The organism is Pseudomonas sp. GD03842 (genome assembly GCF_029841165.1).
Classification (GTDB): domain Bacteria; phylum Pseudomonadota; class Gammaproteobacteria; order Pseudomonadales; family Pseudomonadaceae; genus Aquipseudomonas.
Window position 1 is genome coordinate 231,922 of record NZ_JAOCEA010000005.1, and the last position, 25,680, is coordinate 257,601.

Genomic DNA, 25,680 nt, shown 5'->3' on the forward strand with positions numbered 1-25,680 from the left:
GCACGCTTGTCTGAGCTAAACTGCGCGCCTACGCTGAGGAGCCGACATATGCAGAACAAGCAGAACCTGATCTGGATCGACCTGGAGATGACCGGTCTGGACCCGGATAACGACGTCATCATCGAGATGGCCACCATCATTACCGACAGCGAATTGAACACGCTGGCCGAAGGCCCGGTCATCGCCATTCATCAAAGCGACGACATCCTCAACGGCATGGATGAGTGGAACACCCGCCAGCATGGTGGATCGGGGCTGACTCAGCGCGTGCGTGAGAGCACGATCACCACCGCACAAGCTGAAGCCATGACGCTGGAGTTCATCAAGCAATGGGTGCCTGAGCGCAGCTCGCCCATATGCGGCAACAGCATCTGCCAGGATCGCCGCTTCCTTTATAAGCGCATGCCCACGCTGGAAAACTATTTCCACTACCGGAACCTTGATGTCTCCACCCTCAAGGAGCTCGCGGCACGCTGGTCCCCCGAGCTGAAGTTCAAAAAGGGCAGCACGCATCTGGCACTGGACGATATCCGTGAATCCATCGCGGAGTTGCGTTTCTATCGCGAACACTTCATCAAGGTTTAACCCTTCAGTGTAGGAGCGCACGCTTGCCCGCGAATACGTTGTCGGCCTCGACATCGCGGGTAGCTGAAACGCCGCAATCGCGGCAAGCGCGCTCCTACGAAGAGGACTTCGTCCTGACTCGCACGGATCGCCGCCATGCTGTTGATGCTCTATCTGATCGCCATTACCGCGGAAGCCATGACGGGCGCGCTGTCTGCCGGGCGCCGCGGCATGGACTGGTTTGGGGTGGTGCTGATCGCCTGCATCACGGCGTTGGGCGGTGGTTCGGTGCGCGATGTGTTACTGGGGCATTACCCGCTGACGTGGGTCAAGCATCCTGAATACCTCATACTGACCAGCGTTGCAGCGTTGATCACCATCTGCATCGCGCCCCTCATGAGGCACCTGCGTTCGCTGTTTCTGGTGCTAGACGCCCTGGGGTTGGTGGCGTTCACCATCATCGGCTGCACGACGGCGGTGGACATGGGGTTGGGGATGATGGTCGCGGCTGTCAGTGGGGTGATCACGGGCACATTCGGCGGGATTCTGCGCGACATCTTCTGCAACGACATCCCCCTGATCTTTCGTCGCGAGCTGTACGCCAGCGTTTCCTTCGCGGCCGCGTGGTGCTTTCTTCTGTGTCAGTGGGCTGGCCTGCCCATCGAGCAAGGAACGCTGATCACGCTGTCAGGTGGGCTGTTGCTGCGGTTGTTGGCGATCCGATTTCGCTGGGAGATGCCCAAGTTCGTCTATAAGGACGGGCATTAAGCGCGTGGCGCGTGTCGCCGGTTGCGGCGGGTGATCGGTGGCCCGCATTCAGCAGCGATCCTTCGATCAGGCGTCATGCCGCCGCAGTGCCCATTCGACGTGCTCACGGACCATTTCCGAGGGATGATCTCGGCGCGCCTTCAATGCTTCAATCACTGGGATGGTGGACGGCGCATTGCCCAGCCCCACCGCCAGGTTGCGTAACCAGCGCTCATAGCCTGCCCGTCGCAGCGGTGAACCTTCGGTGTTGCTGAGGAAAGTGGGTTCGTCCCACAGGAACAGTGTGGCCAGCTCAGTGTTATCCAGCCCGTGGCGAGGCTTGAAGTCGTTCTGATCCGTTGGGCGGGCAAAGCGGTTCCAGGGGCAGACGATCTGGCAATCATCGCACCCGAACACACGGTTGCCGATCAGCGTACGCAGCGCTTCGGGGATCGACGTCTTGAGCTCGATGGTCAGGTAGGAAATGCAGCGCCGCGCATCAAGCACATAAGGGCCGACGAAGGCGTTGGTTGGGCAGATGTCCAGGCACGCGCTGCAACGACCGCAATGCTCCGTCGCGTGAGGCGGGTCGACGGGCAATGCGAGATCGACGAACAACTCGCTCAGGAAAAAGTAACTGCCCGCCTTGCGGTTGAGCACCAGCGTGTTCTTGCCGATCCAGCCCAGCCCGGCCTGTTCGGCAATGGCTTTTTCCAGCACCGGCGCGCTGTCGACGAAGGCTCTGAAACCAAACGGGCCGATGGCCTGTTGAATCCGTTCCGCCAGTTGTTGCACGCGTTTGCGGATCAGTTTGTGGTAGTCACGTCCCAGCGCGTACCGGGAAACGTAGGCTTTTTCCGGCTCGGCCAGCCGTTTCGCCATCGAAGTGTCGCCAGGCAGGTAGTCCATCCGCAGCGACACCACTCGCAGCGTGCCCGGCACCAATTCGTCAGGGTGCGAACGTTTGCTGCCATGCGCTGCCATATAGTCCATCTCACCGTGGTACCCGGCTTCGAGCCAGCGTTGCAGATGCTGCTCATGCTCCGCCAGATCCAGCCCCGAGATGCCGACCTGCTGAAAGCCGAGTTCGCGCCCCCAGTCCTTGATCGATTGGGCAAGCTCAGCCAACCCGGCAGCCGACAGCAATGCGGGGTTTGTGGAGGGATCGACAGTAATTGCGGACATGCTGAAGAGGACACCGGGGTACAGGTGCGTATAATTCTGCCAGACATCGGAGCCCAAAGACGCATGTTGCACAGCAAACCCACATTTCCCGACGCACTGTACAGCGCCGCGCAGGTCCGCGACCTCGACGCACGGCTGATTGCAGCGGGCACGCCGGGCTTCGAATTGATGCAGCGAGCGGCGCATGCCGCCTGGCGTGCGATCCGGCGTCGCTGGCCGGAAGGCCGCGAACTTACAGTATTAGCCGGTCACGGCAACAACGCGGGCGATGGTTACCTCATTGCCATGCTGGCCCGACGCGCGGGATGGCGAGTGACCGTCCTCGCGGTCGGCGGCACGGCTGTTATGACCGGTGATGCCGAGGCCGCTTATAAAGATGCACTGGATGAGCAGGTCGAGGTATTGCCCTGGCATCAACAGCGGCTGGCCGGCATTGTGGTCGATGCGCTGCTGGGCACGGGTATCAAGGGAGATGTCCGTGCGCCCTATGCCTCGGCCATCGAGTGCATCAATGACAGTGGCTTGCCGGTCATGTCGGTGGACATACCCTCGGGGCTGTGTGCAGACACTGGCAGGACGCTGGGGGTCGCCGTTCGTGCTGACCTGACGGTCACCTTCATCGGGCTGAAGGTCGGGCTGTTCACCGCCGATGGGCCTGACCGGGTCGGCGAGCTGGTGTTCGACGACTTGCAGGCCGACTCCGTCATCGTCGCCCAAACCTCCGCCAGCGTTAAGCGGCTCGATACCTTTAACCTGCCGACACTCAACCCGCGTTCGCCGACCGCTCACAAGGGCATGTTTGGCCGGGTGCTGGTGATCGGGGGGGATCTCGGCTTCGGCGGCGCTGCGCTGTTGGCCACCGAAAGCACCTTGCGTTGCGGCGCTGGGATGGTCACGCTGGCGACCCGCCCCGAACATGTGACCGCGGCGCTGACGCGCTTTCCCGAAGTGATGGCCGCCGGGATTCAGTCGGCCAATCAATTGATGGAGCTGATCGGGCCGGCCACGGTGCTGGTCGTCGGCCCTGGCATGGGCCAACACCCATGGGGGCGCAGCCTGTTATCGGCGGCTGCCAATGCAAGGCGGCCGCAGGTCTGGGACGCTGACGCACTCAATCAATTGGCTGCAGGCAACGTGCAGTTGCCCGAAGGATGCGTCATCACGCCGCATCCCGGTGAAGCGGCCCGGCTGCTGGGAATGGACACTGCACAGGTACAGGCCGATCGTCCTGCTGCCGCGCGTGCGTTGGCGAAGCGGTTCAATGCTGTCTGCGTGCTCAAGGGCAGTGGCAGCCTGATCGCCAACCCTGCAGGCGACCTGGCGCTGGCTGATCACGGTCATCCGGCAATGGCGACGGGCGGGCTGGGCGACGTGCTTTCTGGCGTGATCGGCGCGCTGATGGCGCAGAAGATGCCCCCATTCGAGGCGGCGTGTCTGGGCGTATGGTTGCATGCGTACGCGGGGGAAAAATGTGGGGCAAACGGGCGCGGCATGGCTGCCGCTGATCTGATTCCCGAAATTCGCAAGCTGCTGGAGGAGCAACAACCGTGTCTGAGGTAACCCTGCACCTGGTAGGTGAAGAGGCAATGACGGACTTTGGCGCACGGATTGCCCAAGTGACTGAAGGCAATGGGATTATTTTTCTGGTGGGCGATCTCGGCGCGGGCAAGACCACGCTGTCGCGAGGCATCATCCGGGGGCTGGGCCATACCGGTGCGGTAAAAAGCCCGACGTTCACCTTGGTGGAACCTTACGAAATTGGGAGAAATCGCGCGTATCACTTTGATCTCTACCGACTTGTTGATCCAGAAGAGCTAGAATTCCTCGGCATACGCGACTACTTCGAAGGGCAAGCGCTTTGCCTGATCGAGTGGCCTGATCTGGGGGCGGGCTTTTTGCCAAAGCCTGACCTGATCATTACCATTAGGCCGCACGCGGATGGTCGAGCCCTGACGCTGAGCCCAGAGAGCTCGCGAGGCGAGACGTGGTGTGCCGCTTTGGCTTTGGAATTCAAATAGATATGGGGTTTGGTATGCGCATGCGCGCGCTGGTGACTGTGACTGGATTGCTGCTGATGGCCTTGGCTGTCGACGCGTTTGCCGCCTCACAGGTACGAAGTGTCCGCTTATGGCGTGCACCGGATAACACCCGGCTGGTCTTTGACCTCTCGGGCCCGGTTCAGCACAGCGTTTTCACTCTGCAATCCCCGGACCGCCTGGTTATCGACATCAATGGTGCGACGTTAGGCGGCTCGCTCAATATCGCCACCGCCAACACCCCCATTACCTCCATCCGGTCGGCTCAGCGTACGCCCGACGATCTGCGCGTGGTCGTCGACTTGAAAAAGACCGTGACGCCGAAAAGCTTCACCTTGGCCCCTAACCAGCAATACGGCAATCGCCTGGTCGTGGATCTGTACGACAACCCCGCCGATGCCAACCCGGCACCGACCGTTGCCGACACGCCTGCCACCGTTGCTCCAGCCACGCCTGCCGTGCCGGTCAGCCCATCCAAGCCGGAAATCAAACTGCCGCCTGTGCCCAATGGCAAGCGCGACATTGTGGTCGTCGTCGATGCGGGACATGGCGGTGAGGACCCTGGCGCGTCGGGAGGGCGAGGGCAGAAGGAAAAGAACGTGGTGCTGTCGATCGCCAAGGAGTTGCAGCGTCAGATCAACGCCGAAAAGGGCTACCGTGCCGAGTTGACCCGTACCGGCGACTACTTCATCCCGCTGCGTAAGCGGACCGAAATTGCCAGGGCCAAGGGTGCGGACCTGTTCGTCTCCATTCACGCCGACGCCGCACCCTCATCGGCGGCCTTCGGCGCCTCGGTGTTCGCCCTGTCCGACCGTGGCGCTACGTCTGAAACGGCGCGCTGGCTGGCGGACAGCGAAAACCGCTCGGACCTGATCGGCGGTGCCGGCGCGGTGAGTCTGGATGACAAGGACCGGATGCTGGCCGGTGTCCTGCTGGACCTGTCGATGACCGCCTCGCTGACGTCGAGTCTGAACGTCGGGCAGAAGGTCCTGACTAACATCGGTCGAGTGACGCCGCTGCATAAATCCCGCGTGGAACAGGCGGGTTTCATGGTGCTCAAGTCCCCGGACATTCCATCGATCCTGGTCGAAACAGGCTTTATCTCCAACGCCGCCGAAGCCAACAAGCTTGAAGGCGCCAGCCATCAGCAGGCCTTGGCTCGCTCGATCACGGCAGGCGTGAAGCAGTTCTTCCAGCAGAATCCGCCACAAGGCACCTACATCGCGTGGCTGCGTGACAACGGCAAGCTGGCCATGGGCCCCCGTGAACACACCGTGCGAGCGGGAGAGTCCCTGAGCATGATCGCCATTCGCTACGACATGAGCATGGAAGCACTGCGCAACGCCAACAAACTCAGCTCCAATGAGCTGAAGGTGGGTCAGCAACTGAAAATTCCAAGCGCGGAACTGGCGGGTGAGCCGTGAGCGACTTGTTAGTGGACGGAGAGGGCCTGGACCTTGCCGTGAGTGACCACAGCCCGGCTGTGGATGCCGCACGCATCGAATTGCTCAGCCCCCGGCTGGCGAACCAGATCGCTGCCGGTGAGGTGGTCGAGCGACCCGCTTCGGTCATCAAGGAGTTGCTGGAGAACAGCCTCGATTCCGGTGCTCGTCGCATCGATGTCGAAGTCGAGCAGGCCGGTGTAAAACTGCTGCGTGTGCGCGACGACGGCGGCGGTATCTCGCCCGACGACCTTCCCCTGGCCCTGGCACGCCATGCCACCAGCAAGATTCGTGAGTTGGAAGACCTTGAACGGGTCATGAGTCTCGGTTTCAGGGGGGAGGCCCTGGCATCGATCAGTTCCGTTTCGAGATTGACGCTGACTTCCCGAACGCGCGGTGCCGATCAGGCCTGGCAAGTCGAAACCGAGGGGCGCGACATGGCCTCCCGGGTTCAGCCCGCCGCCCACCCGGTGGGCACGTCGGTGGAAGTGCGCGATCTGTTCTTCAATACGCCGGCGCGGCGCAAATTCCTGAAGGCGGAGAAAACCGAATTCGACCACCTTCAGGAAGTGATCAAGCGCATGGCGCTCGCGCGTTTCGATGTGGCCTTCCACCTGCGTCACAACGGCAAGACGATTCTGAGCCTGCACGAAGCCCGCGATGACGTTTCCCGCGCGCGACGGGTTTCCGCAGTCTGCGGCCCGGGCTTTCTGGAGCAGGCGCTGCCGATCGAGGTCGAGCGCAATGGCCTGAAATTGTGGGGGTGGGTCGGGTTGCCGACCTTCTCGCGCAGTCAGGCAGACCTGCAGTATTTCTTCGTCAACGGCCGTGCAGTGCGCGACAAGCTGGTCGCCCATGCCGTGCGTCAGGCGTACCGTGACGTGTTGTTCAACGGGCGTCACCCGACCTTCGTGTTGTTCTTCGAAGTCGATCCGGCCGTTGTCGACGTCAACGTGCACCCGACCAAGCATGAAGTGCGCTTCCGCGACGGCCGCATGGTTCATGACTTCTTGTATGGCACTTTGCACCGGGCGCTGGGTGACGTGCGTCCCGACGATCAACTCGCGGGTACCACGTCCGTGGCTGCATTGGTACGTCCTACGGGACCCGAAGCGGGAGAGTTTGGCCCGCAGGGTGAAATGCGCCTGGCCAACAACCTGCTGGAAACGCCTCAAGGCTCTGCCTGGAACACCTCGGCAGGGTCTGCTGCATCGCCCTCCGCGGGTTCCGGCGGTGCAGGTTATGGGTATCAGTACACACCGCGACCATCCTCTGTGTTGCCTGCCGAAGAGGCGCGGGCCGCCTACAGCGCATTCTTCGCCCCATTGCCCGCAGCCCAGCCCGGCGCGAGTGCGCCTGCCAGCGTCGCGTTGCCCGAATCCCACGGCGACATTCCGCCGTTGGGCTATGCGCTGGCGCAACTCAAAGGCATCTACATCCTGGCCGAAAATGCTCATGGCATGGTGTTGGTGGACATGCATGCCGCGCACGAGCGGATCATGTACGAGCGCCTCAAGATCGCCATGGCCAGCGAAGGCTTGAGCGGTCAGCCGCTGTTGGTGCCCGAGTCGATCGCCGTCAGTCAGCGCGAAGCCGATTGTGCCGAAGAGCACATGGGGACCTTTCAGCAGTTGGGCTTTGAGCTGCAACGCCTGGGGCCTGAAAGCCTGGCTATCCGGCAGATCCCGGCGTTGCTCAAACAAGCGGAGGCCAACCGGCTGGTGCACGATGTCCTGGCGGATCTGATGGAGTACGGCACCAGTGACCGCGTTCAGGCACACATGAATGAATTGCTCGGGACCATGGCCTGTCATGGCGCGGTGCGCGCCAACCGGCGGCTGGCGATTCCGGAGATGAACGCCTTGCTGCGAGACATGGAAAACACCGAACGCAGCGGCCAGTGCAACCACGGGCGGCCGACCTGGACTCAACTGGGTATGGATGATCTCGACAAACTGTTTCTGCGCGGCCGCTGATGAGTGCCCTCCCTCCGGCCATCTTCCTGATGGGCCCCACTGCCGCTGGCAAAACCGATCTGGCCATCGAACTGACCAAGGTGCTGCCCTGTGAGTTGATCAGCGTCGATTCGGCTCTGGTCTATCGCGGCATGGACATCGGCACCGCCAAGCCTGCAAAAGCGCTCCTGGAGAAGTATCCCCACCGCTTGATCGATATCCTCGATCCGGCGCAGAGCTATTCGGCAGCGGATTTTCGTTCCGATGCGCTCCAGGCCATGGCCGAAATAACCGCCCGGGGAAAAATTCCTTTGTTGGTGGGCGGCACCATGTTGTATTTCAAAGCTCTATTGGAAGGCCTGGCGGACATGCCTGCGGCGGATGCGCAGGTGCGTGCCCAATTGGAAGACGAGGCCGCCAGCCGCGGCTGGCAGGCGTTGCATGATGAATTGGCGGCCATTGACCCGGTATCGGCGGCCCGTATTCATCCCAATGATCCGCAGCGGCTGGTCCGCGCGCTGGAAGTGTACCGGGTGAGCGGGATCAGCATGACCGAACACAGAGCGCAACAAAGTGCGCAAAGTGCTCAAGCTGGCGCTTCGGGGCAACATCAATTGCCCTATACTGTCGCCAATCTTGCGATCGCGCCTCAGGATCGAAAGGTATTGCACGACCGAATCGCGCTACGTTTCAGGCAAATGCTTGATGAGGGGTTCGTTGAGGAAGTGATGGCGTTACGTTCGAGGGGTGACCTGCACTCGAATTTGCCGTCTATAAGAGCTGTAGGGTATCGCCAGGTCTGGGACTATCTGGATGGCAGCCTGACCCGGGACGAGATGCAGGAACGCGGCATCATCGCCACGCGGCAGTTGGCCAAGAGACAGTTCACCTGGCTGCGAAGCTGGGAAAATTTACACTGGTTGGACAGCCTGGCTTGCGACAATCTGCCACGCACCTTGAAATACCTGGGATCGGTCTCCATATTGGGCTGAGTCCTTGCAATTGCCGTCTATCCTTGGGGGGTAACGGCCTGAGCCAATGTTTTCGAATTTATTCTATTGATCCTTAAAGGAGTGCGGCACATGTCAAAAGGGCATTCGCTACAAGACCCTTACCTGAACACTTTGCGTAAAGAGAAGGTTGGGGTTTCGATCTATCTGGTAAACGGCATCAAGCTGCAAGGCACGATCGAGTCCTTCGACCAGTTTGTTATTCTGCTGAAAAACACTGTCAGCCAAATGGTTTACAAGCACGCAATCTCGACCGTTGTTCCGGTCCGTCCAATTCGTCTGCCTAGCGCTTCCGAATCCGACCAGAGTGACGCTGAGCCAGGTAACGCCTGATAGGAGTCTGCCTTGTTCTTTGAGCGCCACGGCGGTGGTGAGCGGGCGATCCTCGTTCATTTGGATGGTCAGGACCCTGAGGCGCGCGAAGATCCGCAGGAGTTCAGGGAGCTGGCTCTTTCGGCAGGTGCCGACATCGTTGCGTTCGTCAACGTGCCCCGGCATCGGCCAACCGCCAAGTTTCTGGTCGGCAGCGGCAAGGTCGATGAATTGCGCGACCTGGTCCACGCCGAACAAACCGATCTGGTTATTTTCAACCACGTCCTAACGCCCAGTCAGGAGCGCAACCTCGAGCGTGTGTTCGAGTGTCGCGTGCTCGATCGCACGGGTCTGATTCTCGACATCTTCGCCCAGCGTGCACGCACCCACGAGGGCAAGCTGCAAGTCGAACTCGCTCAGCTTGAGCACATGAGTACCCGATTGGTCAGAGGGTGGACTCACCTTGAACGACAGGGTGGGGGTATCGGCCTGCGTGGGCCGGGCGAAACCCAGCTTGAAACGGACCGCCGTTTGCTGCGGGTTCGCCTGCGTCAGATCAAAAGCCGTCTGGAGAAGGTTCGTAGCCAGCGCGACCAGGCCCGTCGCGGGCGTTCTCGGGCGGATATTCCTACGGTTTCCATCGTGGGTTACACCAACGCCGGGAAATCCACGCTTTTCAATGCAGTGACCGATTCGCAGGTCTACGCTGCTGATCAGTTGTTCGCAACGCTGGACCCGACGCTGCGCCGCCTTGAGCTGAACGACCTGGGGCCGATCGTGCTCGCAGACACCGTAGGTTTCATTCGTCACTTGCCGCACAAGCTGGTCGAGGCGTTCAGGGCTACGCTCGAAGAGTCGAGCAATTCGAACCTGTTGCTGCACGTGATCGATGCCCACGAGCCTGACCGGATGGAGCAGATCGAACAGGTATTGGAGGTGCTGCGCGAGATTGGTGCGCAGGACTTGCCGATGCTGGAGGTCTATAACAAACTCGATCTGCTCGAGGGGGTCGAGCCTCAGATTCAGCGCGATGCCAATGGCAAACCGCAAAGGGTCTGGGTGTCTGCGCGTGATGGTCGAGGGCTGGACTTGCTCAAGCAAGCCATTGCCGAGCTGTTGGGGGACGACCTGTTCGTTGGCACCTTGCGTTTGTCGCAGCGTTTCGCGCGGTTGCGCGCTCAGTTTTTCCAACTGGGTGCCGTGCAGAGCGAGGCGCACGATGACGAGGGTAGCAGCCTGTTGGCAGTTCGTTTGCCCCGTGTTGAATTCAATCGCCTGGTGAGTCGCGAAGGACTGCAGCCGCTGGAATTCATCGAGCAACACACTTTGCAATAAAAAGCCCTTCGCGGCGGTTGTCCTGCCGCGACGGGCATTCTGTAGCATTGGTCGGCGCGCCGCGGGCGCGTCTTTGCTTTATCAGATGGAGAGCGCTATGGCTTGGAATGAGCCGGGTGGCAACTCGAATAATCAGGATCCCTGGGGTGGCAAGCGCAAAGGCGGCGACCGCAAGGGGCCCCCGGATCTCGACGAGGCCTTCCGAAAGCTGCAGGAAAGCCTGAATGGGTTGTTCGGTAGTGGAAAAAAACGCAACAGTGACGGTGGCGGCAGCGGCAGTTCGGGCAAGGGCGGCGGCTTCGGTCTGCTCGGTATTGGCCTGGTCGTGTTGCTTGCCATCTGGCTGTACAACGCCATCTACGTGGTGGACGAGCAGGAGCAGGCCGTGGTCCTGCGGTTCGGCAAATACTACGAAACCGTCGGTCCGGGCCTGAACATCTACTTCCCGCCGTTCGATCGCAAGTACCTCGAAAACGTCACGCGTGAGCGTGCGTACAGCAAGCAGGGCCAGATGCTCACCGAAGACGAGAACATCGTCGAAGTGCCGCTGACCGTGCAGTACAAGATCACCAATCTGCAGGACTTCGTGCTGAACGTCGATCAGCCTGAAGTCAGTCTGCAGCACGCCACTGAAAGTGCCTTGCGTCACGTTGTCGGGTCGACCGCGATGGATCAGGTGCTGACCGAGGGGCGTGAGCTGATGGCCAGCGAAATCAAGGAGCGGCTACAGCGTTTCCTCGATACCTATCGCACCGGTATTACGGTCACTCAGGTGAACGTGCAAAGTGCCGCAGCCCCGCGCGAAGTGCAGGAAGCCTTCGATGACGTGATCCGTGCCCGTGAAGACGAGCAACGTTCGCGCAACCAGGCGGAAACCTATGCCAATGGCGTGATCCCAGAAGCCCGGGGTCAGGCACAGCGCATCGTTGAAGACGCCAATGGTTACCGTGATGAAGTGATCTCCAGGGCGAAGGGTGAGGCGGATCGCTTCACCAAGCTGGTAGCCGAATATCGCAAGGCCCCCGAGGTCACTCGCGAGCGCCTGTATCTGGAAACCATGCAGGAAGTCTTCAGCAACACCAGCAAGGTGTTGGTGACTGGCGACAAAGGCCAGAACAACCTGCTTTATCTGCCATTGGACAAAATGATCGACAGCAGCCGTAGCGGTTCAGGGGCTTCCACGAGCGGCGCCTCGACGACTGCCACCGATCCGGGCGTACGCGCATCGGACATGCAAACGCCACGTGACACGCGCACTAGGGAGAGTCGTTGATGAGCAATAAATCTCTGGTCGCCTTGATTGTATGTGTCGTGCTGGCCGTGGTTGCATGGAACAGCTTCTATATCGTCGCTCAGACCGAGCGCGCGGTGATGCTGCGGTTCGGTCGTGTCGTCGAATCGGACGTACCGCCCGGCTTGCACGTCAAGGTTCCTTACGTGAACCAGGTGCGCAAGTTCGACGGGCGTTTGCTGACGCTGGATGCGCCCACACAACGGTTTCTGACGCTGGAAAAGAAAGCCGTCATGGTGGATGCCTATGCCAAATGGCGCGTGAAGGACGCCGAGCGTTTCTATACCGCGACGTCGGGCCTGAAGCAGAATGCCGATGAGCGCCTTTCCCGTCGCCTGGAGTCGGGCCTGCGTGATCAGTTCGGTAAGCGCACCCTGCACGAAGCAGTGTCGGGCGAGCGTGACGCGCTGATGGCTGACATCACGGCGTCCCTCAACAAGATGGCGGAAAAGGAGCTGGGCATTGAAATCATCGATGTTCGGGTCAAGGCCATCGACTTGCCGAAGGAAGTCAACCGCAGCGTGTTCGAGCGCATGAGCACCGAACGCGAGCGAGAAGCCCGCGAGCATCGCGCCAAGGGTAACGAGCTGGCGGAAGGTATCCGTGCCGATGCCGATCGCCAGCGCCGCGTGCTGTTGGCCGAAGCCTACCGTGAGTCCGAAGAAACCCGCGGTGACGGTGATGCGCAAGCCGCAGCGATTTACTCCAAGGCTTACGCTCAGGATCAGGAGTTCTACGCGTTCTACCGCAGTCTGCGCGCCTATCGCGAGAGCTTCGCAAACAAGAGCGACGTGATGGTGCTGGATCCGAACAGCGAGTTCTTCCGCTATATGGAAAAAGCCAAACCGTAGTTGCACGCGTGTCCGAGAGCTCCGCCGGGCGGCAAAACTGTCCGGCGGGGTGATCGAAAGGCAAAACGTGTGTATTATGCGGCAGCCGGGAAATTCCCGGCTTTTTTGCGTCTACACGATTGATTGGCCGTGGCGTAACTCGTGCCCGGCAGTTTTTTCGAGGGCGGCGTTCGCAACGCGCAGGGCGGTTTTGTCTGGGCATCATCGACCCGGCGCGGCCGTCCTGTTGAACGCTGTCTGCTTCACTCAAGGCTCGCCCAAGGGGTTGGCCGCCCGGATCATAGGGGAAAGGCGTAATGGCAACGGTTGACCGCTGGCTGCTGCCGGATGGCATCGAAGAAGTACTGCCGCCGGAAGCGGCGCGCATTGAAGTGGCGCGTCGTCAGGTGCTGGATCTGTTTCAAAGCTGGGGTTACGAGTTCGTCGTGACCCCGCACATCGAATACCTCGAATCTCTGCTCACAGGCGCGGGTCAGGATCTGGATCTGCGCACCTTCAAAGTGGTCGATCCGCAATCAGGTCGCCAGATGGGATTTCGTGCAGACATCACGCCACAGGTGGCGCGGATCGATGCCCACACATTGCGCCGCGAGGGTCCGAGCCGTCTTTGCTACGCTGGTAGTGTCCTGCACGCTCAGCCTCGAGCGTTGTCGTCCTCGCGTAGCCCGATTCAACTCGGTGCTGAGTTGTACGGCGACGCCAGTCCGAGCAGTGACGTCGAAGTCATCAGCCTGATGCTGGCCATGCTGCAACTGGCGCAGGTGCCCGATGTTCACATGGACTTGGGACATGTTGGCATCTACCGTGGCCTGGCCCGTGCGGCAGGGTTATCCGGCGAAGTCGAGCAACAGTTGTTCGATGCGCTGCAGCGCAAAGCCATCGACGAGGTCGTCGCCCTGACTGAAGGGTTGTCAGCCGACCTGGCCGCCATGCTGCGCGCGTTGGTCGATCTGTGCGGCGGTCGCGAAGTGTTGGACGCTGCACGTGAGCGGCTGGCCAAGGCGCCTGGGCCAGTGATCGATGCACTGGATGATCTGACGGAGATCGCCGAGCGCTTGTCGGCGCGTTTCCCGGATCTACCGCTGTATTTCGACCTCGGCGAGCTGCGTGGGTACCACTACCACACCGGCGTGGTATTTGCGGTGTTCGTGCCTGGCGTGGGGCAGTCCATCGCACAAGGCGGTCGTTACGATGACATCGGCGCTGACTTTGGCCGCGCACGTCCGGCAACGGGCTTTTCTACCGATTTGAAAACCCTGGTCACGTTGGGTCGCGCGCAGATCGAATTGCCGTCTGGCGGCATTTGGATGCCGGACAGTACGGATGCGGCCCTTTGGCAGGCAGTCTGCCAACTGCGCAGTGAGGGGCAGCGCGTGGTTCAAGCGTTGCCTGGCCAGCCGGTCTCGGCAGCGAAAGAAGCCGATTGCGATCGGCAATTGGTTCAGCATGGCGAGCGCTGGCAGGTAATGCCGCTGGCCGTTTGAGTTATTCCAGTCGGCTGCAGGCCGGCACCCAGTTTGCGTGAATGAGGACAAGTGTTATGGGTAAGAATGTCGTAGTCCTGGGCACCCAGTGGGGTGATGAGGGCAAAGGCAAGATCGTTGATCTGCTGACCGAACATGCTACCGCGGTAGTTCGCTATCAAGGCGGCCACAACGCCGGTCACACCCTGGTGATCGATGGCGAGAAAACCGTTCTGCACCTGATTCCGTCCGGTGTACTGCGCGAAGGCGTGCAGTGCCTGATCGGCAACGGTGTGGTCGTAGCGCCTGATGCGCTCATGCGTGAAATTACCAAGCTGGAAGAGAAAGGCATTCCGGTGCGCGAGCGTCTGCGCATCAGCCCGTCCTGCCCGCTGATCCTGTCGTACCACGTTGCGCTCGATCAGGCCCGTGAAAAGGCTCGTGGCGAGCATAAGATCGGTACCACCGGTCGCGGCATCGGCCCTGCCTATGAAGACAAGGTTGCACGTCGTGGCCTGCGCATCGGTGACCTGTTCCACCGCGAGCGTTTCGCCGCCAAGCTGGGCGAGCTGCTGGACTACCACAACTTCGTGCTGGTCAATTACTACAAAGAGCCTGCGATCGACTTCCAGAAAACACTCGACGAGTGCATGGAATACGCCGAACTGCTCAAGCCGATGATGCTGGACGTCACTGCTGCGCTGCACGAGATGCGTCGCGCTGGCAAAGACATCATGTTTGAAGGCGCTCAAGGTTCGCTGCTGGACATCGACCACGGCACCTACCCGTACGTCACCAGCTCCAACACCACTGCTGGTGGTATCGCCACTGGTTCCGGTGTGGGCCCGATGTTCATCGACTACATCCTGGGCATCACCAAGGCGTACACCACTCGCGTCGGTTCCGGTCCGTTCCCGACCGAACTGTTCGACGACGTGGGTGCGTTCCTGGCCAAGCGTGGCCACGAGTTCGGTGCTACCACCGGCCGTGCCCGTCGTTGCGGCTGGTTCGACGCCGTCATCCTGCGTCGCGCCATCGACGTCAACAGCATCTCGGGCATCTGCCTGACCAAGCTGGACGTGCTGGACGGTCTTGAGACCATCAACATCTGTGTGGGTTACAAGAACGAAAACGGCGCAGTGATCGACGCGCCGACCGACGCCGACAGCTACATTGGCCTGGAGCCGGTGTACGAGCAGATGCCAGGCTGGACCGAATCGACCCTGGGCGCCAAGACCCTGGAAGAGCTGCCAGCCAACGCTCGCGCTTACATCAAGCGTCTGGAAGAGCTGGTCGGCGCACCCATCGACATTATTTCGACGGGCCCTGACCGCAACGAGACCATCATCCTGCGTCACCCGTTTGGCTGATAAGTCGTTGAAACGCAAAGAAGGGTCGCAACTGCGACCCTTTTTTTATGTGTTTATGATCCTGTTCATCAGAACGGCACGCCCCTTGCTGTAGATAACGTCAAACAAGATGCCACCATTTTAATGGCGTTCGTTGTCGGGGGAGTCTCCAGTGTCAGCCGTCCTATCGCTTCTGCGCAGTCGTTTGCTGCGTCCCGTTTTCATCGCTCTTGGCATTGCCCTTTTGGTGCAAGTGCTGGTGGCTGTCGCCCTTACCCGGAGCACCGTCACTGCGCTCGAAGCTGATCTGGCAGCGCGCCTGGGTGTAGATTCGCAACACTTGTCGGGCGAACTTGAGCAAGCGAGCCGCGACGTTACCGCGAGCCTCGACAGCCTCTCGCAGAATACCCGGCAGCGCCTGAGCGCAGGGCTTTCGACTCGTCTGAAGGATGAGCAGAAACAACTTCGAGCAACGCTGGAGAAAGCGCTGAAGGACTCCGCCACTGATATGGCCGAGCTTCTGGCGGCTGTAGCGCCGCGGGCCATGTGGGACAACGACACCCCAACACTTTCCGAATTCGCACGACGCGCACAGCGTAATCCCAACGTTCTGTTCGTGGTTTACGACGATGCTCAGGGTGAACACCTCACTCGTTACTTGAATCGCGATAACGAATCGATCAAGAACCTGCTCGCTAAAGGTGAAGGGGAGCGGGCGATGGATAAAGTGCTGAATGCGGCTCAAAAAGACCCTTCCGTGTATTACGTCGAAGCGTCGATCAGTCCGAACGGGGTTGAGATCGGCAAAGTCCGCATGGGCGTGTCGACTGCATCGGTCGAGGCCGACTTGGCTGCCCTGGACAAGCGATTCGCTGCGCTGATCGCCAATGGCGAGCAACTGGTGTCTGACAGCCTGGGCGGAGCGGCTGCCGAGAGTTCGTCGGCCCTGCGTGCACGGCTGCAAACTGCCCAGTCCTCCGCTGATGCGATGGCGACCAATACCAGCGCGGCCGTGCAGGATGCTGCGACGACCTTGCGTTGGAGGATCGGTGTCGGTCTGGCGTTGGTCGGCTTGGGTGTTCTTCTTGCCTTGGCGGTAGTCCTGGGGCGTCGTGTCGTGTTGCGCCTGCAACTGCTCAACCGCGCGCTGGATGACTTGGCGGCCGGGGAGGGTGACCTGACCAAGCGCGTCAAACTCAACAGCAATGATGAGATCGGTGATATGGCTTCCGCCGTCAACCGCTTCGTTGACAAGTTGCAGCCCATCGTCCGTGAGGCAGGGGATGTTGCCCAGCAGACGGGTGTCGAGATCGGTGCGATGAGCAAACGCAACGCAGGCGCCGATGCAGCGGCTGAATTGCAGCGTGACGAGGTCGCGGCCAGTCTTCAGGCGTTGTCCCAGATGGCCGATGAGGCGCAGGCCGAGAGCCAGGCGATGCAGGCGGCTTTGCAGCAGGTTGTGGATATTCGACAGGCCACCGATGAAAACACGCGAACCTCGAATCAGGTGGGCAACCTCATCGAGGCCTTGGCCGGGCAGGTCGATGCCGGGGCTCAGGTGATCGAGCGTCTTGCCAAGCAGAGCGAACAGATTGAGGTGGTGCTGGAGGTCATTCATGGCATCGCTGAGCAGACCAACTTGCTGGCGCTCAACGCAGCGATCGAAGCAGCCCGTGCGGGTGAAACCGGTCGCGGGTTTGCGGTGGTTGCCGATGAAGTACGCGCCTTGGCCAGTAAGACACAGAGTTCGACGGGAGACATCCAGGAGCACATCACCAAACTGCAATCGGGTGCGAAAGAGGCGGTCGCCACCATCGGTCTGGCGGGAAGGCAAGCCAAGGAAGGGCTTGAAGTGCTTCGAGACAGTGCGCGTCTGCAGCAAAGTGTCCAGGCTTCTGTCGAGCAGGTTCATGCCGCAATCGGGCTGGCGACACGGGCCGCCGAGCATCAGGCCAAAGGCGCTCAAGCGGTCAGGGGACGCGTCGAAGTGATCCATGCTCAGGCGGAGAAAGCCGCGCAGGCCGTCGTCGAAACCACCGCCAGTGGCAAGACGTTGGACAAACTGGCAGCGCAGCTCAAGGCCAGTCTCGGCCAGTTTCGCGCTTGAGGGGTGAGTGATCGTGGGGAAGGGCGCCTGCAGCATCTTGGTGATCGCTGCAGGTGATCGAGGCGATTTTACATACCCCATAAAGCACAAAACCGAGCGCTTGGCTCGGTTTCGTTTTGTATGGTGCCCAGGAGAAGACTCGAACTTCCACGACCGTAAGGTCACCAGCACCTGAAGCTGGCGTGTCTACCAATTTCACCACCTGGGCATGGCGCTGATTTAATTAGATATTTCGTCCAAGTGCAACATAAATTTGAGATTTTTTACCGCTGGGGCATTCAGGCCGTCGGCAGAGGCGCTTTTCTTTCGCGTTTTCTTGGAATGAGCACAACGTGGACCGCCATAGCCCCCAGTGGGTAGCGGCAATAAAAATGTTCTAGGCTGGAGGAGGTTTCGTGCGGAGAGGTTTTTCATATGCCGAAAAGCACAAAACCGAGCGCATGGCTCGGTTTCGTTGAATTGGTGCCCAGAAGAAGACTCGAACTTCCACGACCGTAAGGTCACCAGCACCTGAAGCTGGCGTGTCTACCAATTTCACCATCTGGGCAAATCGTTGATTTCAATCGAATATTTCGTCTGATTTCAACTACAACGTGGGCAGTGCCGTCGTTGTGGGGCGCATCTTACGGATGAGATTCGGGCCTGTAAAGACCCGCAGTGAAATTTTTTTTGAAAGCGCGCAATTGCCCTATTAACGCTGGCTTCGCGTTTCAATCGGGTATATGCCAAACTAATTGCATACAGATAAGGTGAATTCATTCTAATGGCCGATTGGCAGTCCCTCGATCCCGAGGCCGCTCGAGAAGCGGAAAAATACGAAAACCCCATCCCTAGCCGTGAGCTGATTTTGGCGCACCTCTCCGAGCGCGGTTCGCCCGCTGCCCGCGAAGAACTGGTTGCCGAGTTTGGCCTGACGACTGAAGACCAGATCGAGGCCCTGCGCCGACGTCTGCGCGCAATGGAGCGTGATGCTCAGCTGATTTATACCCGGCGCGGCACCTACGCACCCGTAGACAAGCTCGACCTCATCCTGGGTCGTATCAGCGGGCATCGCGACGGCTTCGGTTTCCTGGTGCCCGACGATGGATCCGACGATCTGTTCATGAGTCCAGCGCAGATGCGTCTGGTGTTCGATGGCGACCGCGCCCTGGCGCGTGTGTCGGGTCTGGATCGCCGCGGCCGCCGCGAAGGTGTGATCGTGGAAGTCGTCTCCCGCGCGCACGAAACCATCGTCGGTCGCTATTTCGAAGAGCAGGGCATCGGTTTCGTCGTTGCCGATAATCCCAAGATTCAGCAAGAAGTCCTGGTGACGCCAGGACGGAACGCCAACGCCAAGGTCGGTCAGTTCGTCGAGGTGAAAATCACCCATTGGCCGACCCCGCGCTTCCAGCCACAGGGCGATGTGATCGAAGTGGTCGGCAACTACATGGCGCCGGGCATGGAAATCGATGTGGCGTTGCGCACTTACGACATTCCCCATGTGTGGCCCGAGGGCGTGCTCAAGGAAGCCGGACGGCTCAAGCCCGAAGTGCTGGAGCGAGACAAGGAGCATCGTGTCGATCTGCGCCATCTTCCGTTTGTCACGATCGACGGCGAAGACGCGCGTGATTTCGACGACGCTGTTTATTGCGAAGCCAAACCCGGCAAGCTGCGGCTGTTCTCCGGGGGCTGGAAGCTGTATGTCGCGATCGCGGACGTTTCCAGCTACGTGAAGATCGGCTCCGCACTGGACGCCGAAGCGCAGGTGCGTGGCAACTCGGTGTATTTCCCCGAGCGCGTGGTGCCGATGTTGCCTGAGCAGCTCTCCAATGGGTTGTGCTCGCTGAACCCGTTGGTCGATCGCCTCGCGATGGTCTGCGAAATGACCATCTCCAAGACCGGCGAGATGACCGATTACGTGTTCTATGAGGCTGTTATTCACTCCCACGCGCGGCTGACCTACAACAAGGTCAGTACGTTGCTGGAGCACTCGAAAACGGCCGACGCGAAAAAGCTGCGGGGTGAATACGGTGAAGTCCTGCCACACCTCAAGCAGCTTTATGCGCTGTATAAAGTTCTGCTGGGCGCGCGTCATGCCCGGGGTGCGATCGATTTCGAAACCCAGGAAACGCGCATCATCTTCGGCTCGGAGCGCAAGATTGCGGAAATTCGGCCGACGCAGCGCAACGACGCTCACAAACTGATCGAGGAGTGCATGCTGGCCGCCAACGTGGCCACGGCGGAGTTCCTCAAGAAGCATGAAATCCCTGCGTTGTATCGGGTTCACGATGGTCCGCCGCCAGAGCGTCTGGAAAAGCTGCGCGCTTTCCTGGGTGAACTGGGACTGTCGCTACACAAAGGCAAGGACGGCCCGTCGCCCAAGGACTATCAGGCGCTGCTGGAGTCGATCAAGGATCGTCCGGACTATCACCTGATCCAGACCGTCATGCTGCGGTCGTTGAGCCAGGCGGTGTACACCTCCGACAACAACGGGCATTTCGGTCTCAATTACGAAGCATATACCCACTTCACGTCGCCTATCCGTCGTTACCCGGATCTGCTGACCCACCGCGCCATTCGCAGTGTCATTCGCTCCAAGCAGGATACGCCCCACGTGCGGCGCGCCGGGGCTCCCACCATTCCGAAGGCGCGGATCTATCCGTACGACGAAGCGGCGCTGGAGCAACTGGGCGAGCAGTGCTCGATGAGCGAACGCCGCGCTGACGAGGCTACCCGCGACGTTGTGAACTGGCTCAAGTGCGAATTCATGAAGGATCGCGTGGGCGAGTCGTTCCCCGGTGTGATCACCGCAGTCACCGGCTTTGGTCTGTTTGTCGAGCTGACCGACATCTACGTCGAGGGCTTGGTGCACGTCACCGCACTGCCAGGTGACTACTACCATTTCGACCCGGTTCATCACCGCCTGGCGGGCGAGCGCACAGGTCGAAGCTTCCGACTGGGGGATTCGGTCGAAGTGCGAGTCATGCGCGTCGATCTCGATGAGCGGAAAATCGACTTCGAAATGTCGGACAAGCCTGCCATGGCACCCACAGGTCGCAAGCGCAAGGCTGCCGAAGCGAAGCCTGCACCGGTGCAGAAAGCCGAGAAGGCAAAGGAAACGGTGACGCTCTCCAAGCCGAGTCGTCGTCCTGCCAAGGAGCCTGTCGAAGCCTACCGCGCCAGCGATGCTGCAGCCAAAAATGCTGAAGTCCGCAAGAGTCGCGAGATGAAAAAGGCCTTGCTGGCCGAAGCCAAGAGCGGCGGCAAGTCTGCCAAGGGTGACGACAGTGGTTCGGGCAAAAGCTCGAAGCCAACCAAGCATCGCAAGGGCGGATCGGGCTCGTCCACGGCTTCCAAAAGCGGTGGTGCACGTAAACCTAAGGCCAAGTCATGAGTCAGCTGGAAAAAATCTACGGTGTGCATGCCGTGGAGGCATTGCTTCGTCATCACCCCAAGCGAGTCAAGCAAATCTGGCTGGCCGAGGGGCGTAGCGATCCGCGCGTTCAGGTGCTGGTCGATCTGGCTGCGCAAAATCGAGTGCAAGTCGGCCAGGCCGAGCGGCGAGAAATGGATGCGTGGGTCGAAGGCGTGCACCAGGGCGTTGTCGCTGAGGTGAGCCCCAGCCAGGTCTGGGGCGAAGCGATGCTCGACGAGCTGCTGGACCGCACAGAGGGGGCGCCATTGATTCTGGTGCTCGACGGTGTGACGGACCCGCACAACCTCGGCGCCTGTCTGCGCACGGCTGATGCTGCAGGTGCGTTGGCGGTGATCGTGCCCAAGGACAAGTCAGCGACGTTGACGCCGACAGTGCGAAAAGTTGCCTGCGGTGCGGCGGAAGTCATTCCCCTTGTGGCCGTTACCAACCTGGCGCGCACGCTGGAAAAACTTCAGCAGCGTGGGTTGTGGATCGTCGGCACGGCAGGCGAGGCGGAGCAGGAGCTGTATCAGCAGGATCTGACGGGGCCGCTGATCATGATCATGGGTGCCGAAGGCAAAGGCATGCGTCGCCTGACTCGCGAGCATTGTGACTACCTCGTTCGCTTGCCGATGGCCGGTAGCGTCAGCAGCCTCAACGTTTCGGTAGCCACGGGCGTTTGCCTGTTCGAAGCCATGCGCCAGCGCGCCGCCAAGGCCGCCGCTCGGTCGTCGTGAGCTTCAACTGCAAGCAACAAGCTGAAGCCGTCCGTGATCAGCTTGTGGCTTGTGGCTCAATGCCGTTGAATCCGCGTTTGTTCAAATAATCGCCAATTACCTTGCGCCGTTTCGGGCCCTTCTCTACAATTGCGCCCCTTGCTGTCATGGCAGGCACTGATGTGCCTGTTCCTGTGCAAGCCAAACCCGTGTTTTTCACTCCTTGTCTGACCGCTCTGGCGGCAGGCTACAACCCGTAAGGAGCATTCATGCGTCATTACGAAATCATCTTTCTGGTTCACCCGGACCAGAGCGAACAAGTCGGCGGCATGGTTGAGCGTTACACCAAGCTGATCGAAGAAGACGGCGGCAAGATCCACCGCCTGGAAGACTGGGGCCGTCGTCAACTGGCCTACGCAATCAACAATGTTCACAAGGCTCACTACGTGATGCTGAACGTTGAGTGCACCGGCAAGGCACTGGCTGAGCTGGAAGACAACTTCCGTTACAACGATGCCGTGATCCGTAACCTGGTCATCCGTCGCGACGAAGCCATCACTGGCCAGTCCGAGATGCTCAAGGCTGAAGAGAACCGCAGTGAGCGCCGTGAGCGTCGCGACCGTCCTGAGCACTCCGACGCTGAAGGCGTTGACAGTGATGACAGCGACAACAGCGATAACGCTGACGAGTAATCCACGGACCTTTTGAGGAGCCAATCACATGGCACGTTTCTTCCGTCGTCGTAAGTTCTGCCGTTTCACCGCAGAAAACGTTAAAGAGATCGACTACAAAGATCTCAACACCCTGAAAGCCTACGTATCCGAAACCGGCAAGATCGTTCCTAGCCGCATTACCGGTACCAAAGCTCGTTATCAGCGTCAGCTGGCTACCGCTATCAAGCGCGCCCGCTTCCTGGCCCTGCTGGCCTACACCGACAGCCACGGCCGCTGAGACCAGGTTCAGTCGACAAAACGCAGTAAGGGATAAATCGCATGCGCGCCATGGCTGACTTCATCATGCGCGGTCGCGTGCAGGCCACTCTGGTAGTGGTCGGGTGTGCGGCATTGCCGCTGCTGTTCTGGTTGAGTGCTGCCGCAGGGTGCCTGGTGCTCCTGCGACGCGGGTTGAGTGATGCGACGAGCGTCCTCGCCTGGGGGTTGCTGCCGGCGGTTGTCTGGTGGTACTTCGGGGACCCTCGCACCTTGATGGTGCTGGTGGGTTCGTGGGGGTTGGCGGCGCTGTTGCGCGCCAGCGAGTCCTGGGTTCGCGTGCTGCTGGTCAGCGTGGGGCTTGGATTGTTGTATGGCGTGATCCTGGGCGCCGTGTTTCGCGAGCCCATCGAGGCCATGGCCGCAGAGCTGCAGAAGCTTTTGCCCCATGTTTTCGGTGAGGTCTACCAGCAAATGTCGGTAGAAGAGCGAGCGCGTCTGGGCGCACTGATTACTCCGGTCCTCAACGGCCTGATAGCGGCGGTGTTGCAGATCGTCAGCGTGGTCTGCCTGATTCTTGGGCGGTACTGGCAGGCGCTGTTGTACAACCCGGGAGGCTTCGGTCGCGAGTTTCGCAGCTTGAGGCTCCCGCGGGCACCGATGCTGGTGCTGCTGGTGTGCATGTTGGTGGCGCCGAATTTCGGGCCGCAACTGGCAATGCTTACGCCGCTGTGCAGCGTTCCATTGGCGTTCGCGGGCCTGGCACTGGTTCACGGTATGGTGGCTGCAAAGCACCTGACACGGTTCTGGCTGGTGGGGTTGTACGTCACGCTGGTGTTGTTCATGCAGTTGATTTATCCGTTGCTGGTGGTGTTTGCCATTGTCGACAGCCTGATTGATTTTCGCAGCCGCCTGGTGCCGAAAGGCCCTGATGACGGCGCTGCGAACGGTGAAGGTTAAAGTTAAGAGGTTATTACCAAATGGAACTGATCCTGCTGGAAAAAATCGCCAACCTGGGCAACCTGGGCGACAAAGTAAACGTTAAGGCTGGTTACGGCCGTAACTACCTGCTGCCTTTCGGCAAAGCCACCGCTGCGACCGCTGCCAACCTGGCTGCATTCGAAGAGCGTCGTGCCGAGCTGGAAAAAGCAGCTGCCGAGAAGAAAGCTTCGGCTGAAGCTCGCGCCGCTCAACTGGGCGAACTGGAAGTGACCATCACTGCCACCGCCGGTGACGAAGGCAAGCTGTTTGGTTCGATCGGTACTCACGACATCGCTGACGCACTGACCGCCTCTGGCGTTGAAGTGGCCAAGTCCGAAGTTCGTCTGCCGAACGGCACCATCCGTAACGTTGGCGAGTACGACGTTGCCGTGCACCTGCACAGCGACGTTGAAGCAACCGTCCGCGTTGTCGTGGTGGCTGCGTAAGCTGTTCGATTTTGGCGCTTCGGTGCCGAGATCCGATTGGCTGACGACCTGTGCGTCAGCCGGTCAGCAAAGGGTGCGCTCCTGTTATACAGGTCGTGCCCTTTGTCTTTTCTAGGTATTGTTGATCAACTTTTGATTCAAACCCCAGACACCGTGTGGCCATGAACGATATTTCCGCTCCCGAGCAATACGACCTGCAAACCGCTGCGCTGAAGGTACCGCCGCATTCCATCGAGGCCGAACAGGCCGTGCTCGGTGGTTTGATGCTGGACAACAACGCGTGGGAGCGGGTACTTGATCAGGTGTCGGACGGCGATTTCTATCGTCATGACCACCGCCTGATCTTTAGGGCCATTGCGAAACTGGCCGATCAGAACCTGCCCATTGACGTCGTGACCCTTGCCGAGCAACTGGACAAGGAGGGGCAGACTTCTCAAGTGGGCGGGCTCGGCTACCTCTCCGAACTGGCGAAAAATATCCCGTCGGTCGCGAACATCAAGGCGTACGCGCAAATCGTCCGCCAACGTGCCACGCTGCGCCAGTTGATCGGTATCAGCAACGAAATTGCCGACAGTGCCTTCAACCCAGAAGGGCGCACTGCCGAAGAGATTCTCGATGAGGCTGAGCGGCAGATCTTTCAGATCGCCGAAGCCCGGCCCAAAACCGGTGGCCCGGTGGGAGTCAACGACCTGTTGACCAAAGCCATCGATCGGATCGACACGTTGTTCAACATGGGCGAAGGCATTACCGGCTTGTCGACCGGTTACACCGACCTGGACGAGAAGACCAGTGGTTTGCAGCCTGCGGACCTGATCATCGTCGCGGGTCGCCCCTCGATGGGCAAGACCACCTTCGCCATGAACCTGGTGGAAAACGCCGTGCTGCGCAGCGACAAGGCGGTCTTGGTGTACTCGCTCGAGATGCCTGGCGAATCGCTGATGATGCGTATGTTGTCCTCGCTCGGTCGCATCGACCAGACCAAAGTGCGTTCCGGCCAACTGGATGACGACGACTGGCCTCGCCTGACGTCGGCGGTCAACCTGCTCAACGATCGCAAGCTGTTCATCGACGATACCGCCGGTATCAGCCCGTCGGAGATGCGTGCGCGCACCCGCCGCCTGGTTCGCGAGCACGGCGACATCGGTTTGATCATGATCGACTACTTGCAGTTGATGCAGATCCCAGGCTCCAGTGGCGACAATCGGACCAACGAGATTTCTGAAATCTCTCGCTCCTTGAAGGCGCTGGCCAAGGAATTCAACTGCCCAGTGGTCGCCTTGTCCCAGCTCAACCGCTCGCTGGAGCAGCGGCCGAACAAGCGGCCGGTGAACTCCGACTTGCGGGAATCCGGAGCGATCGAGCAGGACGCCGACGTCATCATGTTCGTCTACCGGGATGAGGTGTATCACCCGGAAACCGAGCACAAAGGCATCGCTGAAATCATCATCGGTAAACAGCGGAACGGCCCGATTGGTTTCGTGCGTCTGGCGTTTATCGGCAAGTACACCCGTTTCGAAAACCTGGCGCCGGGTAGTTACAACTTTGATGATGATGAGTAGTGAGCCCT

The 25,680-nt window shown here is 60.1% G+C and carries 22 protein-coding genes and 2 tRNA genes; 21 read left to right on the top strand and 3 right to left on the bottom strand.

The window, feature by feature from the left end; translation table 11 throughout:
• Nucleotides 1-48: 48 nt before the first annotated feature.
• Together orn and N5D61_RS09650 are read left to right on the top strand one after the other, a co-directional pair.
• Nucleotides 49-585: an oligoribonuclease gene (gene orn / locus N5D61_RS09645; RefSeq protein ID WP_279892286.1), complete on the top strand. Its 537-nt coding sequence runs from the start codon at nucleotides 49-51 to the stop codon at nucleotides 583-585.
• Nucleotides 586-720: 135 nt separating this feature from the next.
• Nucleotides 721-1,332: a trimeric intracellular cation channel family protein gene (locus N5D61_RS09650; protein WP_108239426.1), complete on the top strand. Its 612-nt coding sequence runs from the start codon at nucleotides 721-723 to the stop codon at nucleotides 1,330-1,332.
• A gap of 66 nt (nucleotides 1,333-1,398) precedes the next feature.
• Here N5D61_RS09650 and queG read toward each other — a convergent pair whose 3' ends face one another.
• On the bottom strand, nucleotides 1,399-2,496 hold the full coding sequence (gene queG / locus N5D61_RS09655) for a tRNA epoxyqueuosine(34) reductase QueG (protein WP_279892288.1): 1,098 nt from the start codon (nucleotides 2,494-2,496) through the stop codon (nucleotides 1,399-1,401).
• 63 nt (nucleotides 2,497-2,559) lie between these two features.
• Here queG and N5D61_RS09660 point away from each other — a divergent pair, with 63 nt between their 5' ends.
• The 12 genes from N5D61_RS09660 (at nucleotide 2,560) to N5D61_RS09715 (ending at nucleotide 17,647) form a co-directional block, all read left to right on the top strand.
• Entirely contained in the window at nucleotides 2,560-4,056 is a 1,497-nt protein-coding gene (locus N5D61_RS09660) for an NAD(P)H-hydrate dehydratase (RefSeq protein WP_279892290.1), read from the top strand.
• Nucleotides 4,044-4,514: a tRNA (adenosine(37)-N6)-threonylcarbamoyltransferase complex ATPase subunit type 1 TsaE gene (gene tsaE, locus N5D61_RS09665; RefSeq protein ID WP_279892292.1), complete on the top strand. Its 471-nt coding sequence runs from the start codon at nucleotides 4,044-4,046 to the stop codon at nucleotides 4,512-4,514. The genes N5D61_RS09660 and tsaE overlap by 13 nt, the downstream gene beginning before the upstream one ends.
• A 2-nt stretch (nucleotides 4,515-4,516) precedes the next feature.
• Entirely contained in the window at nucleotides 4,517-5,956 is a 1,440-nt protein-coding gene (locus tag N5D61_RS09670) for an N-acetylmuramoyl-L-alanine amidase (RefSeq protein ID WP_218565116.1), read from the top strand.
• Between the two features lie 59 nt (nucleotides 5,957-6,015).
• A complete protein-coding gene (gene mutL, locus N5D61_RS09675; protein WP_256601406.1) occupies nucleotides 6,016-7,950 on the top strand; it encodes a DNA mismatch repair endonuclease MutL in 1,935 nt (644 codons plus the stop codon).
• A complete protein-coding gene (gene miaA / locus N5D61_RS09680; protein ID WP_279892295.1) occupies nucleotides 7,950-8,921 on the top strand; it encodes a tRNA (adenosine(37)-N6)-dimethylallyltransferase MiaA in 972 nt (323 codons plus the stop codon). The genes mutL and miaA overlap by 1 nt, the downstream gene beginning before the upstream one ends.
• 90 nt (nucleotides 8,922-9,011) lie before the next feature.
• The gene (hfq, locus tag N5D61_RS09685) at nucleotides 9,012-9,272 is read left to right on the top strand and encodes an RNA chaperone Hfq (protein ID WP_108239431.1); all 261 of its coding nucleotides are present in this window, start codon (nucleotides 9,012-9,014) and stop codon (nucleotides 9,270-9,272) included.
• Nucleotides 9,273-9,284: 12 nt separating this feature from the next.
• On the top strand, nucleotides 9,285-10,586 hold the full coding sequence (hflX, locus tag N5D61_RS09690; protein WP_279892296.1) for a ribosome rescue GTPase HflX: 1,302 nt from the start codon (nucleotides 9,285-9,287) through the stop codon (nucleotides 10,584-10,586).
• Between the two features lie 97 nt (nucleotides 10,587-10,683).
• On the top strand, nucleotides 10,684-11,859 hold the full coding sequence (hflK, locus tag N5D61_RS09695; protein WP_279892298.1) for an FtsH protease activity modulator HflK: 1,176 nt from the start codon (nucleotides 10,684-10,686) through the stop codon (nucleotides 11,857-11,859).
• Nucleotides 11,859-12,728, top strand: coding sequence for a protease modulator HflC (gene hflC / locus N5D61_RS09700; RefSeq protein WP_108239434.1), 870 nt, complete (start codon nucleotides 11,859-11,861; stop codon nucleotides 12,726-12,728). Before hflK ends, hflC begins: the two co-directional genes overlap by 1 nt.
• Before the next feature lie 296 nt (nucleotides 12,729-13,024).
• On the top strand, nucleotides 13,025-14,212 hold the full coding sequence (locus N5D61_RS09705; RefSeq protein WP_108239435.1) for an ATP phosphoribosyltransferase regulatory subunit: 1,188 nt from the start codon (nucleotides 13,025-13,027) through the stop codon (nucleotides 14,210-14,212).
• A gap of 56 nt (nucleotides 14,213-14,268) precedes the next feature.
• Nucleotides 14,269-15,561 (top strand): adenylosuccinate synthase, encoded by a 1,293-nt coding sequence (locus N5D61_RS09710; protein ID WP_279892302.1) that lies wholly within the window; start codon nucleotides 14,269-14,271, stop codon nucleotides 15,559-15,561.
• A 151-nt stretch (nucleotides 15,562-15,712) separates the two neighbouring features.
• Nucleotides 15,713-17,647 carry a methyl-accepting chemotaxis protein gene (locus N5D61_RS09715; protein WP_279892304.1) on the top strand — a complete coding sequence of 645 codons (1,935 nt, stop codon included), beginning with the start codon at nucleotides 15,713-15,715 and terminating at the stop codon, nucleotides 17,645-17,647.
• Nucleotides 17,648-17,768: 121 nt separating this feature from the next.
• Here N5D61_RS09715 and N5D61_RS09720 read toward each other — a convergent pair.
• Together N5D61_RS09720 and N5D61_RS09725 are read right to left on the bottom strand one after the other, a co-directional pair.
• A tRNA-Leu gene (locus tag N5D61_RS09720) sits at nucleotides 17,769-17,855 on the bottom strand.
• A 252-nt stretch (nucleotides 17,856-18,107) separates the two neighbouring features.
• A tRNA-Leu gene (locus N5D61_RS09725) sits at nucleotides 18,108-18,194 on the bottom strand.
• A gap of 216 nt (nucleotides 18,195-18,410) precedes the next feature.
• Here N5D61_RS09725 and rnr point away from each other — a divergent pair.
• From rnr to dnaB, 7 genes are all read left to right on the top strand, one after another.
• Complete coding sequence (rnr, locus tag N5D61_RS09730) at nucleotides 18,411-21,020, top strand: ribonuclease R (protein ID WP_279892305.1); 2,610 nt, start codon at nucleotides 18,411-18,413, stop codon at nucleotides 21,018-21,020.
• Entirely contained in the window at nucleotides 21,017-21,778 is a 762-nt protein-coding gene (gene rlmB, locus N5D61_RS09735) for a 23S rRNA (guanosine(2251)-2'-O)-methyltransferase RlmB (RefSeq protein WP_108239439.1), read from the top strand. Before rnr ends, rlmB begins: the two co-directional genes overlap by 4 nt.
• A gap of 248 nt (nucleotides 21,779-22,026) precedes the next feature.
• Nucleotides 22,027-22,449: a 30S ribosomal protein S6 gene (gene rpsF, locus N5D61_RS09740; protein ID WP_108239440.1), complete on the top strand. Its 423-nt coding sequence runs from the start codon at nucleotides 22,027-22,029 to the stop codon at nucleotides 22,447-22,449.
• Between the two features lie 28 nt (nucleotides 22,450-22,477).
• Entirely contained in the window at nucleotides 22,478-22,708 is a 231-nt protein-coding gene (gene rpsR / locus N5D61_RS09745) for a 30S ribosomal protein S18 (protein WP_037015707.1), read from the top strand.
• A 41-nt stretch (nucleotides 22,709-22,749) separates the two neighbouring features.
• Complete coding sequence (locus N5D61_RS09750) at nucleotides 22,750-23,646, top strand: hypothetical protein (protein WP_279892313.1); 897 nt, start codon at nucleotides 22,750-22,752, stop codon at nucleotides 23,644-23,646.
• Between the two features lie 20 nt (nucleotides 23,647-23,666).
• Nucleotides 23,667-24,113: a 50S ribosomal protein L9 gene (rplI, locus tag N5D61_RS09755; RefSeq protein ID WP_108239442.1), complete on the top strand. Its 447-nt coding sequence runs from the start codon at nucleotides 23,667-23,669 to the stop codon at nucleotides 24,111-24,113.
• A gap of 161 nt (nucleotides 24,114-24,274) precedes the next feature.
• Nucleotides 24,275-25,672, top strand: a complete 1,398-nt coding sequence (gene dnaB / locus N5D61_RS09760; RefSeq protein ID WP_108239443.1) for a replicative DNA helicase — start codon at nucleotides 24,275-24,277, stop codon at nucleotides 25,670-25,672.
• Nucleotides 25,673-25,680 lie beyond the last annotated feature (8 nt).